Origin of the sequence: Sphingopyxis sp. LC81 (genome assembly GCF_000756375.1) — a bacterium.
Taxonomy (GTDB): domain Bacteria; phylum Pseudomonadota; class Alphaproteobacteria; order Sphingomonadales; family Sphingomonadaceae; genus Sphingopyxis.
The window spans coordinates 1-10,885 of sequence record NZ_JNFD01000006.1 but is presented as its reverse complement, the minus strand read 5'-3'; the positions used below and the strand labels follow the sequence as shown (position 1 = coordinate 10,885).

The following is a 10,885-nucleotide window of genomic DNA, read 5'->3' as shown; positions in this document are numbered from 1 at the left end:
CATGACGACATCGATTGGACGCCTCGCGCTCGCATTGGCCCTCGCGCTGTCGCTTTCGCTAACCGCGGCCCACGCGCAGACGAGCCCGGCGCCCGCGCCGCTGCTGACGGCCGTCGAACAGAAACTGGCCGCGGGACCCGCGGGGTCGCGCTTCGGCCTGCTCGTCACGACGCTCGACGGCGAAGTGCTGCTGTCGATCGCGCCCGACGAGCGCTTCATCCCCGCCTCGAACACCAAGATGTTCACGACCGCGATCGCCTATGCCGAGCTGCCGTTGCTCCAGCGCACGGCGAAGGGCACCGGCGTGCGGCTCGAAACGGGCGCCGATGGCAAGGTCGACGTCGTGTTGCACGGCCGCGGCGACGCGCTGCTGTCGAGCGCCGACGACTGCAAGGTCGATTGCCTGCAGGTGCTCGCCGATGCGGTCGCGGCAAAGACGCGCCATGTCCGCAACATAATCGGCGATGACAGCTGGTTCCCCGACGAACGCTGGGGCCCGGGGATGAGCTGGAACAATATCCAGTCGCGTTACGGCACCGGCACGTCCGCGCTGACGCTCGACGACAATGAGCTGGTGGTGAAGCTGGCGCCGGGCGCGGTCGGCGCCGCGCCGGGCGTGCAGGCGTCCGGCTATTATATCATCGAAAATCGGGTCACGACCGTTGCGGGCAAGGAAGAAGCGATCACCGCCGACCGCATGCCGAACAGCGGCGTCCTTCGCCTGACGGGCACCGTCGGCGCCGAGGTCGCGCCCCTGACGCTGCGCTATGGAATCGACGATCCGGCGCATCATGCGGCGTGGCGCCTCGGCGAGCTGCTGCGCGCACGCGGGGTACGCGTCGATGGCGATATCGAGGTGCGCCACCGGCCGCTGACGCCCGCCGACGATCCCGAGAACCGCAAGGGCATGCCGGCCACCCTGCCCGCCGAACCCGCGATGCTCGCCGAATTGCCCGCGCCGTCGCTCGCCGAAAATATGGTGCGAATCAACAAGGAGAGCCAGAATCTCCATACCGAACTGATGCTGCGGCGCGTCGCGCGGCAGGCGGGCAGCGGCTCGATCGCCGATGGTCAGGCGGTGATGCGGCGGGTGATGACGCAGGCGGGGCTGCCCGCGACCGGCTATCACTTCGCCGACGGGTCGGGCATGTCGTCCTATAACCGCGTCACGCCGCGCGCCGCCGTCGGCCTGCTGAGCTGGATCGCGCGCCAGCCGTGGAGCATGGCCTGGCGCGAGACGCTGCCGATCGCCGGGCGCGACGGCACGTTGCAGAGCCGTTTCAAGGGCACGATCCTCGAAGGCAAGCTGTTCGCCAAGACCGGATCGCTCAACGCGTCGCGCGCGCTGTCGGGTTATCTGACGACGCGCAGCGGCCGGACGCTGATCTTCTCGGCGCTCGCCAACGACATGCCCGAGGACACCGACGCGCAGGCCACCGCCGCTGTCGACCGCGCGCTCGTCGCCATCGCCGAAGCGCTTTAGGACCGCTCCCCTTCCCCCCTTGATGGAGGAAGGATATGAAGCCTTATCGCGCAGCGACTAGGCGGAGTTGGATGGGGGTGAGGGTGCGTCCATGGGCCGCTGTTTCAGGCCGAGACCGCACCCCCTCCGCTGCGACTAGCCAGCAAGCTGGCAAGTCTCGCTGCCTCCCCCATCAAGGGGGAGGGAATAGGGTTCAAAAGGTCCACCGGCCTTAGCCCGCCTTGCGGATTAGCTGGAAGCAGGTTCCAGAACCAGCCGCCCCACGGCATGCCGGTCGACCGCCGCCTTGCTGTACCACAAGGGCTGCATCGCGCCCGCGAGCCAGTAAGGATAAAAGTCGCGATAGCGCGGCGAGCGCGGATCGGCCGATTGGCCGGGCAGCAGCAGGAAGCGGCTGTTGTCCCACGCGCCGACGTCGGCGACGAACAGATAGCTCGCGCCGTGCGACACGTTGAACCCGCGCTTGGGGTTGAAGCCGCGCGCCATCGGCGTCGTCCCGTCGCCGCCCGACCGGCCGCCCTCGATCCGGGGAAAGGCGGCCGCGATCGCCGGGTTCGATGCCAGCGGATGCGCGATCGTGACGCCGTGCAGGTCGCCCCACCGCCAGCGCGCCGGATCGGGGCCGCCGAGTTCGACCGCCTTCGTCCATCCCGCCGCCAGCGCGCCGTCGACCAGCGCGTCGCGCGTCGCGGCGGGGTTGTCGCCCAAGCGCTTGTCAGGCAACGCGAGAAGGCGCAGCATTTCAGACAAATTTACCGACGCGATCAGGTCGCGCGCGCTCGCGGGCACGATCCGGTCGTAAAAGGCTGTCGAAAGCGCCGGCATCACCATTTCATAAAGCAGCGCGGCAGCACTATCCGCCTCGATCCCGCAATCCCATCGCCGGAGCAAAGCGGCGGCAGGGGCCGCCGCCGCCGAGGGATTGGCGGGAAGGAGCTTCAGCAGCGCCCGCGCCGGAAGCGACTGGACGTCGTGCTGCAGCGCGATGCTGTCCTCGATCCGGTGCTTCGGCTGGCTACGCAGCACCTCGGCGACGCGATCGTAGCGGAAGGGGTCGCTCCAGCTGAAGCTGATGATCCGCTCGCGATACGGATAGCCCGTGGGCAGGTTCATCTGGTTCGCCGAGGCGAACCAGCCCTCGCGCGGGTTATAGACGTGGGGCATATCCTCGACAGGCAAGATACCCGTCCAGTCGAAAGCGCCATCGCCCGGCGCAGGAAACAGCCCGTCGTGCTTCGGTCGGCGCGGGGTGAAGCCGATCGTCTGCCAGCCCGTGTTGCCGTCGATGTCGGCATAATGGAGGTTGGTCGGCGACACGTGCAGCTTGAACGCCTGCCGCAGCGATGCCCAGTCCTTCGACAGGTTGATCGCGATGATCGCGAACCGCTGGTTGGCGCCGGGCAGCATGCTGACCGTGGCGAACGCAACCGCGCGGTGTCGCGCGGCGTCTTGCGACACGATCGGGCGGCCCGCGGCATAGCGCAGCGTCACGCGCTCGCTCGGCGCGCCCTTGACCAGTATTTCGTCCTCGAAGGTCTCGAACGCCTTCCACTTGCCCTTGTGCCAGTAGCGGCCCGGATCGCCTTCCTTGGTGCGCAGGACGAACAGGTCGGTCTGGTCGATGTGGAAATTGGTGCGGCCGAAGGCGAAGCGGTCGGTGTGCCCCTGCATGATCCCGGGCAACCCCGGCGCGCCCGCGCCGATGACGTCGAGCCCCGGCGCCGACAGATGGCACATATGCCGCGGGCTGGAACGCCCGATGCCGAGGTGCGGATCATTGGCGAGGATCGGCCGTCCCGTCGCGCTGCGCGACGGCGAAATCGTCCACGCGTTGCTGCCGAGTGCGAAGCGGTCGGTCCAGCGTTGTTCGGGGTCGAGCGATGCTTCCTGCACCGGGTCGAAATCCATCGGCCGGTTCGCCGGATCAAGGACGCCGAGGTCGGCGTCGCTCACCGCCGAGCAATCGAGCCCGTCGGGCACGGTAAAGGACCAGGCGGGGCGCAGCGGCACCATCAGCTGGTCGGCGTCGAGCAGCCCGCGCGCCTGCAGCTGTGCGCGGCGCACCTCGTCGTCGGCGTCGCCCATGCCGATACCGCGGTTGCGCACCAGATCGGCCATCTCCCAGCGCAGCGGGCTGATCCCCAATATGCCATATTCGAGCGGCAGCTGCGCCGGATCGGCGGCGAGTTCCGCGATCCGGGCGTTGACCCCGGCGACATAGCCGCGCGCGCATTCGAGCACGTCGGGTGGCAGCGCCGCGAGCTCGGCTTCGACGTCGCCGCGATAGAGGAAGAGCCGCGCCGCCTTGTCGGCGGCGACGAAACGCGGTCCGAAAGCCTCGGCCATCCGCCCCATGTCGCGGCGATGCTCCATGTCGATCTGGAATAACCGGTCGCGCGCGACGAGATAGCCCTGCCCGAAGAAGGCATCGTGCAGCGAGGCGGCGCGGACGTGCGGCACCCCCAGCTCGTCTTCGATCACCTCGACCGGCGCGCGCGCGCCGGACAGGCGGATCGTTTGCGCGGTGCCCTTGACCCGGGGTTTCGCGAAAAGGCTCCCCGGCATCGCGACAAGCGCGACCGAAGCCAGCAGAAACGCGCGGCGCTGGATCAACAGGCCCTCCCCGATCAGATATGAAAATGACGAAATGCGACCCTATCGCAGCATCGCACCGCAAGGCCATAGCAAGCGGGCTGCGTCCTATAACTGCAAGCTATTCGGCGACGCCATATCTTCGGGCTATATGTCCATATCGCCAGGTTAGCGGCCCAGCTGTTGACCCCCCGCAACCACCCTGTAACCTCGCTGTCACGAAACCGGCGGTCGGCGCGCATTGGCTGCGACGATGGCCGGACCGTATAACGAACATCACCAAATATAAGAAGGCGGAGCCAAGCATCCGCCGAACGAACAGGTAGGACAAAACAGGGCAGCCAACCCGGCACAAGGCCGGGGCACGCCTCGGGCGGCGTGTGGCTCGGCCCTTTGGGCAAAAGGGGACTGCTGACATGCGTAATTTTGAACGAATTCATCGACCGCTGGGCCGCTCAGGCCGGATCGGAGCGGCGATGACCGCCATCGCGCTGGTCCATAGTGCCCCGGCGCTGGCGCAGGAGGCGACCGCCGCCCCGGACAGCGTCGAAGCGGCGCCCGGCGACCCGATCATCGTCACCGGCTCGCGCGTCACGCGCGACGGCTTCGAGGCACCGACGCCGGTGATGGTGCTGACGCAGGAAGATATCCAGAACAGCTCGCCGACCAACAACATCGCGGATTTCGTCAACCAGATGCCGGCACTCGCGGCGTCCATCCGTCCGTCGAACTCGCGCCTTGAGCTCAGTAACGGCATCGCCGGCATCAATGCGCTCAACCTGCGCAGCCTCGGCACCGTACGTACGCTCGTGCTGATCGACGGGCGGCGGTCCGTGGGTTCGACCGCCAGCGGCGTGGTCGACATCAACACGATCCCACAGTCACTGGTGGAACGCGTCGAAGTGGTCACGGGCGGTGCCTCGGCCGCCTATGGCTCCGACGCGGTTGCGGGGGTGACCAACTTCATCCTGAACAAAGACTTCAGCGGGCTGAAGCTATCCGGCGATGTCGGCGTGACCGATGAGGGCGACGGCTTCAACTATTCGGCGGACATTGCCGCCGGCTTCGGCTTCGCCGATGGTCGTGGCCGCCTGATCGTGGCGGGCGAGATCGCCCACTCGGACGGCATCTTCCAGGTCGATCGCGACTGGAACCACACCGGCTTCGTACGGATCCAGAATCCGGCCTGGACGGCCAACAGCACCGTGCCCCGGTATCTGCTCCGGACCCAGGTCGGCGCGGCGAACTCGACGCCGGGCGGCCTCATCACCGCTTCGGCCGGAGGCACGGCAAATCGCCTGTGCGGAACCTATTTCGGACAGGGCGGGTCGATCAACCAGTACCAGTTCGGCGCGTTGACCTTCCCTTCGCCGGCCTGCTCGGCAGTGCCGCAGCTGACGCAAGGCGGCGACTGGCAGGTCAATGATTCGGGCCGCCGCATCGGCCTCAGCCCGGAAGAAGACCGCTATGGCCTCTTCGGCCGGCTGAGCTTCGAGGTCAGCGACGGGGTCACGCTTTTCGCAGAAGCCTCGTACAATCGGCAGGAAACACTGTTCAACGCGGGTCCGAACCTGATGACCGGCCTTTCGCTGAGCGCGACCGGTTGCGGCACGGCGGCGACCGCGGCGGCGGCTCCGACAACCTGCAACGCGTTCCTCTATAATGCGCTCGGACCGACGCGCCTGGCTGGCCTGACCAGCGCCACGCTGGCGACGACCGCCGTCGACTTGCCCGGCCGCGGCTCGAACAACGAGCGCAAGGTGCAGCGCTATGTGATCGGCGCCGAGGGTGATTTCGAGGCTTTCGGAAAACCGGCGGGCTGGGACGTCTATGCCCAGTACGGCCGCGCCGAGTTGCACGAGCAGCTGACCAATATCCAGCAAACGGTGCGCAGGAACAACGCGCTCGCCGCCGTGTTCGCGCCGGCCGGCAACCCGCGCGGCCTTCCGGTCGGTTCGATCCAGTGCCTGATCAACGTCAACGCCAGCGCGGCGGACGACGATCCCAACTGCCGCCCGCTCAACCTGCTGGGCATTGGCGTCGCCGATCCGGCGGCGGTCGATTATATCCTCGGCGATCCATTCCGCGATCAGACGCTCGAACAGACCGTGATCGGCGCCAACCTGTCGCTCACGCCTTTCGCGACCTGGGCGGGCGACGTCAGCATCGCGGTCGGCGCCGAGTATCGCAAGGAAGAGATCGACGGGTCCGTGCCCGCCGAGTTCCAACCCGTCTTCAACCCAGCCACCGGCGCATCGACCAGCAATTGGTCGGTCGGCAACTACCGCCCCAGCAAGGGCAGCTACGACGTCAAGGAGGCCTATCTCGAAACGGTCGTGCCGCTGGGCTTTGGACTCGAGTTCAACGGGGCGGTGCGCGCCACCGACTATTCGACCTCGGGCTATGTCACGACATGGAAGCTGGGTGCGACCTGGCAACCCATCGACGACATTCGACTGCGCGCCACGCGCTCGCGCGACATTCGCGCGCCCAACCTGAACGAGCTGTTCCAGGCGGGTACGGCCAACACCTCCACCGTCACCAACCCGTTCTTCCCGGGAGTGGGGCCGGGGACCGGCACTTATGGCTCCAGCCTCTCATACCTGGGCACGATCACGGGCAATCTGGACCTGAGACCGGAGAAGGCGGATTCGTGGAACGTCGGCGCGGTCTTCACACCCCGCTTCATTCCCGGCTTCAGCGTGTCGGCCGACTATTTTGACATCAAGGTGAAACAAGCGATCGACAGCCTCAGCGCGGACGACATCGTCAACCGCTGCTTCGAGGGGCTCGCGGACTTCTGCGCGGCAATCACGCCCGACCCAGCCAATCCTTCGCGCGTCCTGATCAGCCGCCAGCCGGTCAATTTCTCCAGCCTCGTCATGCGCGGCGTCGATCTGGAAGCGGCGTATCGGATGCCCCTCGCCGGGGGCAATTTCACCCTGCGCGGCCTGGCGACGCGCTATATCGACAACATCGTCACAACAGGCGTGCCCGGCTTCGTGCCGCTCAACTCCGTCGGGACGCTGGGTGTCGGCACCGGCACGCAATCGATCACGCCGAAGTGGATCTACCGCTTCAGCGCGTCGTACGACACCGACGATTTCTCGCTGACCGCGACGGCGCGAGGCGTGAGCGACGGCAGGTACGATGCCACCGGCATCGAATGTGGGACCAGCTGCCCGATCTCGACCAACCAGTTCCCGACCTACGAGGACAACAGCATCGACGGCGCGACCTACGTCGACCTCAACGCGACGTTCAAGTTCGACGCGATGGCCAAGGGCGACGCCGAATTCTTCGTCAACGTCACCAATGTGTTCGACGCCGATCCGATCCTGCTGCCCGAAACCGGCCTCGCCGCGAACAGCACCTATTCCGACCTGCTGGGCCGCAGCTTCCGTGTGGGTGTCCGCTTCAAGATGAAGTGACGCGGGACGAATGAAAGAAAAAGGGAGGGCACCCCGTGGCCCTCCCTTTTTTTTGGCCGATCCGTCGGCGCCGCCCGGGACTACCCGTCGCCTCTCCTCCATTTCGCGGATCAACCGGCAATCCACGCATCATCCTGCCCTGTTATCGGCCCTCTCTCGATCCCGGTCGCCCCATGCGGAGGAATGCAGCCGCTCCATAGACCGCGACCAGCGCGGCGAGGCCCGCGAGCGCGGATCGGATTTCCCACAGCGATGCCCCCATTTCGTTCAGGCGCACGAAGCTCTGCGCGCCGAGCGTCGCCGGCGACAGATGCGCCAGCGCCGCGACCCATGTCGGCATCGATGACAGCGGCCACGCGGCCCCCGCCAGGAAGAAAAGGACGATCGACGTGGGAATCAGCAGGTGCAGCGCGCGGTCGGCGCGATCGAGCAGGCTGCCGATCAACATCCCGAGCGCCGCGACCGCGCCCGCGAACAACGGGACCGCGATCAGCAATCCCGCCAGATTGCCCGCGCGCGGCATGTCCTGATACCAGTAAATCCAGCCGAAATAGAGCATCGCGCCGAGGCAGCCGAGAACGGCAAGCGCGCACCAGGTGCCCAGAAATTGTGTCCGCCCCATCGCCAGCGCGCCGGTCTCGCGCCGCCCCGCGACAAGCATTGCCGATCCGAAAAGCAGCGTCTGCTGAAGGATGATCGCGGCGACCGCGGGAAAGACATAATCGGCATAGCCCTCACGCGTGTTGAACAGCGGGCGCTGGACGATCTCGATCGGGCGCTGGAGATGCAGTCCTTGCGCCACTGGGCCGAGCCGCTGGATGCCGACCGCAACCGCCGCTGCCTGCACCGCTGCGCCAATGTCGCGCGCGCGGATCAGATAGGTGCCGTTGACCCAGATGCCGATTCCGCCGCCGGGCGCGCCGGTCGTCAGGCTGCGCGTCAGGCCCGCCGAGAGCAGCAGGATACCGTCGGCCTTGCGCTCGCGGACAAGCCGTTCGGCGGCGGCGAGCGACGGCGCCTCGGCGGAGATCCGGACTTCGCGCGCGTCGGACAGGTTGCGGATGAGCTGGCGCGTCAACGCGGTGCGTTCTTCATCGACGACGACGACGGGCAATTGGCGCGCCGCCTGATGGGCATAGGGCGCGGGGTAATAGAAGCCATAGAGGATCACCGCGAGGATGATGATCGACGCCAGCGCGAAGGTCGACAGGACCTTGCGGAATACATCGACGAAGGCGGCGGTGAAGCCCATCAGGCGGAAGCCTGTCGCCGGAGCAGCACCAATGCGATCGCGAGTGGAACGACGAGATAGAGGGTGAGCGCGAACAGCGCGGGCAGCGCGATCACAAACGGCGCACCGAGAAACTGATCCATCTGCAGCTTCAGATAATGGGTGAAGGGCAAGGCCTGGCTCCAGCCGCGCGCGAACCCCGATCCGCCGTCGAGCGGCAGCGTCCCGCCCGAATAGGCGAGCGCCGATCCGGCGTAGAGCGCGCTCGCCGAAAAGGCGAAGCTGGGCTTGCGAGTGACGACGATCAGCAGGATCGAAATCGCCGCGGTCCCGGCGAGAAGCAGCAACTGCGCGAACAGGGTCAGCATCAGGCTGCCGTTCATCGTCCAGCCGCGTATCCCTAGCAGCCAGATCATCCACACCATCGCCCATATCCCGAGCAAGGCGAGATAGGGTGCGAACTTGCCCACCAGCGCCGCAAGACCGCCTCCCGTTTCGCGCGTCCAGCGCGCGAGCGAACGTCCTTCGAGCTCGCGTCCCATCGCCATCACCGCGACGCAGGCGGTGAGCAGATGCAGCACCGCGGGATGGATCAGCGCCTGGAGATACCATTCGAAACTGGTTTGCGGATTGAACAGGACCGTTGCCTGCACCCGCGGCGGTTCGATGCGGATCGCGGGCAGCCCCCGTGCATGCAGCGCATCGAGCCCGCGTTCGGCGATCACATTTTGCACCGCCGCCCCGATCCCGCTCGCCGCGCTCGCGCCGATCGTGAGGAAGGAGGCGTTGTACAAGATGTGGATCGCGGGGGTTTCGGTGCGCGTGAGCCCGTCGCTGGCGCCGCGCGGGACATGAAGGATCGCCCACACCGTCCCCGACCGCGCCAGCGCCTCGGCAGCGGGCAAGTCGGCGGGACGCTGGGTGATGGTGACCGCGGGCGCGGCGGCAACCGCGCGCACGACCGCGCGGCTGAACGCGCTGTTGTCCTGATCGACGATCGCCACCGGCAGCCCGCGCGGCACGCCGTGGATCAGCATCGCCGCGACGATTAATATCGCGATCGCCGGAAACAGCGTCACCATTGCCAGATCCCAGCGATTGCGCGCCAGATGGGCCACCTCGCGCCGCAAGGCGAAGGCAAATCCGGTCATTGCGGCCAGTCGAACAGCACGCTCATCCCGGGGCGCAGCCCCTTGACCGGGCGCACCGGGCGCAACCGGATTTCAAAGCTGCGAATGTCGAAGCCCGCCGACTGGCGCGTCGCGCGCCAGGTCGCGAAATCGCCCTGCGGGCTGATGAAGGTGACGCGAAATGGCACCCCTTCCAAGCCCAGCGCGGGAACATTTCCCTTGATCGTCCGCCCCTTGTCGAAACCCTTGTAGCGGTCCTCGCGAACATTGAGCGATACCCAGGGGTTCGCGGTGTCGATGATTTGATAAACGGGAACCGCGGGGCCGACGATCTCCCCCGGTTCGGCGAGACGCTTGACGATTTCGCCGCCGATCGGCGCGACCAGATGCTTCTCGGCCTGGAGCGCGTCGGCGGTCGAAACCCCGGCGGCGGCGATCTGGACTTGCGCGCGTGCCGCCTGCTTTTCCTCGTCGCGCGCGCCGGACAGGAGTTTCAGATACTGCTGGCGCGCGGCTTCGGCATGGCGGGCGCTGGCTTCGCGCGCGGCGCGCGCCTCGTCGCGCCGCTGCGCCGCGATCACCCCCTCGGCATACAGATTGTCCGATCGCCGCGCGGTGACCGCGGCGAGATTGGCGGCCGCCTGCGCTGCGAGCCACACTGACTTCACCGATTCAATATCCTCGCGGCGCGCGCCTTCGTCGGCGATCGCTTCGAGCGCGCGCGCGCCGGCGAGCGCGGCTTCGGCCTGCTGCTTTCCGGCGTCGATCTCGGGGCTGGAAAGCGTCGCGAGCAAGGTGCCCGGCTTCACCACCTGCCCCTCTTCGGCGATCAGGCGATCGACGCGCGCGAGCGCCTTGGTCGCGATATTGACCTCGTCGGCATCGACCATCCCTTGAAGCTGTTCGGGGCCGGGCCGGGCAGCAACCCACAATCCGATCGCCAGCAACAGCGCGACCGCCCCCAGCCCCAAAAAGAGAGGAAGGCGGCTGCGCGCGGTCGCCGGATCGGGGGCGGGGG

At 67.2% G+C, this 10,885-nt stretch carries 6 protein-coding genes; 2 read left to right on the top strand and 4 right to left on the bottom strand.

Annotation, left to right across the window (positions count from 1 at the left end):
• The first annotated feature begins 1 nt into the window (after position 1).
• Complete coding sequence (gene dacB / locus FG91_RS03610) at positions 2-1,483, top strand: D-alanyl-D-alanine carboxypeptidase/D-alanyl-D-alanine endopeptidase (protein WP_037512131.1); 1,482 nt, start codon at positions 2-4, stop codon at positions 1,481-1,483.
• A gap of 228 nt (positions 1,484-1,711) precedes the next feature.
• Here dacB and FG91_RS03605 read toward each other — a convergent pair whose 3' ends face one another.
• Complete coding sequence (locus FG91_RS03605) at positions 1,712-4,096, bottom strand: penicillin acylase family protein (protein WP_037512129.1); 2,385 nt, start codon at positions 4,094-4,096, stop codon at positions 1,712-1,714.
• Between the two features lie 455 nt (positions 4,097-4,551).
• On the opposite strand from FG91_RS03605, the gene FG91_RS03600 reads away from it, so the two are divergent.
• A complete protein-coding gene (locus FG91_RS03600) occupies positions 4,552-7,506 on the top strand; it encodes a TonB-dependent receptor plug domain-containing protein (protein ID WP_081940400.1) in 2,955 nt (984 codons plus the stop codon).
• A gap of 142 nt (positions 7,507-7,648) precedes the next feature.
• Here the strand turns inward: FG91_RS03600 and FG91_RS03595 are convergent, their stop codons facing one another.
• The 3 genes from FG91_RS03595 to FG91_RS03585 form a co-directional block, all read right to left on the bottom strand.
• Positions 7,649-8,758: an ABC transporter permease gene (locus FG91_RS03595; protein WP_037512126.1), complete on the bottom strand. Its 1,110-nt coding sequence runs from the start codon at positions 8,756-8,758 to the stop codon at positions 7,649-7,651.
• Positions 8,758-9,888 (bottom strand): ABC transporter permease, encoded by a 1,131-nt coding sequence (locus tag FG91_RS03590; protein ID WP_037512123.1) that lies wholly within the window; start codon positions 9,886-9,888, stop codon positions 8,758-8,760. The genes FG91_RS03595 and FG91_RS03590 overlap by 1 nt, the downstream gene beginning before the upstream one ends.
• A partial coding sequence (locus FG91_RS03585) for an efflux RND transporter periplasmic adaptor subunit (protein WP_037512118.1) occupies positions 9,885-10,885 on the bottom strand: 1,001 nt, incomplete at its 5' end. The genes FG91_RS03585 and FG91_RS03590, both read right to left, overlap by 4 nt.

Bases quoted from the DNA above. Each gene is read 5' to 3' on its own strand.
- dacB (WP_037512131.1), top strand. From the start codon at position 2: ATGACGACATCGATTGGACGCCTCGCGCTCGCATTGGCCCTCGCGCTG.
- FG91_RS03600 (WP_081940400.1), top strand. From the start codon at position 4,552: ATGACCGCCATCGCGCTGGTCCATAGTGCCCCGGCGCTGGCGCAGGAG.
- FG91_RS03595 (WP_037512126.1), bottom strand. From the start codon at position 8,758: ATGGGCTTCACCGCCGCCTTCGTCGATGTATTCCGCAAGGTCCTGTCG.
- FG91_RS03590 (WP_037512123.1), bottom strand. From the start codon at position 9,888: ATGACCGGATTTGCCTTCGCCTTGCGGCGCGAGGTGGCCCATCTGGCG.